We start from the raw sequence: 1,272 nt of genomic DNA on the forward strand, positions 1-1,272 counted from the left end.
TCCTTTCGGCATAGGAACTAAACCCGCCTTCCGACATTTTTGCCTGGAAGGGGCATCCGCCTCCCATGGAGTTGGGATGATAACTGACCTTGCCGGTGTTGATGGTTTGACGCATAAACCCATCCCGCTGATTATTGTGCACGGGTACGATAGGCCGGTTGATGGGAATCTCGTGAAAATTCGGTCCTCCCAGACGGATGAGCTGTGTATCGGTATAGGAGAACAAACGCCCCTGCATCAAGGGATCATTGGTGAAATCTATGCCCGGAACGATATTGCCGACATGAAAGGCGACCTGTTCTGTTTCCGCAAAAAAATTGTCCGGATTACGATTGAGCGTCATTTTACCGATCCGTTGCACGGGCACCAGTTCCTCCGGGATCAGTTTGGTAGGATCGAGCAGATCGAAGTCAAAGGCATGTTCATCTTTTTCCGGAACTACCTGTATGCCTAATTCCCACTCCGGAAAATTACCGCTTTCGATGGCCTCCCAGAGATCGCGGCGATGAAAATCCGGATCCTTGCCGGAAATGACTTGCGCTTCGTCCCAGGCTACCGAATGTATCCCTAATAAAGGTTTCCAATGGAATTTTACAAAATTCGATTCTCCTTTTTCATTGATCAGGCGAAAGGTGTGAACCCCGAATCCTTCCATCATACGCAGGCTACGGGGAATGGCCCGGTCGCTCATCAGCCACATGATCATATGGGTGGATTCCGGCATCAGGGAAATAAAGTCCCAGAAGGTGTCATGCGCAGAAGCTGCCTGCGGAATTTCCCTGTCGGGTTCCGGTTTGACCGCATGGATCAGATCGGGAAATTTAATCGCATCCTGGATAAAGAATACCGGCATATTATTGCCCACCAGGTCGAAATTACCTTCCTGCGTATAAAATTTAACGGCAAAACCTCGGACATCCCTGGGCAGATCGGTTGAGCCGCGTGAGCCGGCAACGGTGGAGAACCGCACAAAGACGGGGGTTTTTATACTGGTATCGTTCAAAAATCCTGCCTTGGTAAGCGCCTTCTGCGGTTTGTAGAGTTCAAAGACGCCATGTGCTCCCGATCCCCGGGCATGTACGATCCTTTCCGGAATTCGTTCGTGATCGAAATGGGTGATCTTTTCACGTAGTATAAAATCTTCCAGGAGCGTAGAACCGCGATCTCCCGCTTTCAGTGAGTTCTGATCATCATTGATCCGCACACCCTGGTCGGTGGTCATAAATTCCCCGGTGCCGTTCTCTGTATCCGGTGAAAGGTCATCGGTTTTGG

1 protein-coding gene is annotated in these 1,272 nt (G+C 50.4%); it reads right to left on the reverse strand.

Annotated features, from left to right (window positions below; all coding sequences use genetic code 11):
* The coding region (locus ACX0G9_RS31640; RefSeq protein WP_459068999.1) for a catalase at window positions 1-1,272 on the reverse strand (1,272 nt) is incomplete at both ends.

The sequence above is a fragment of the Flavitalea flava genome (genome assembly GCF_054461575.1).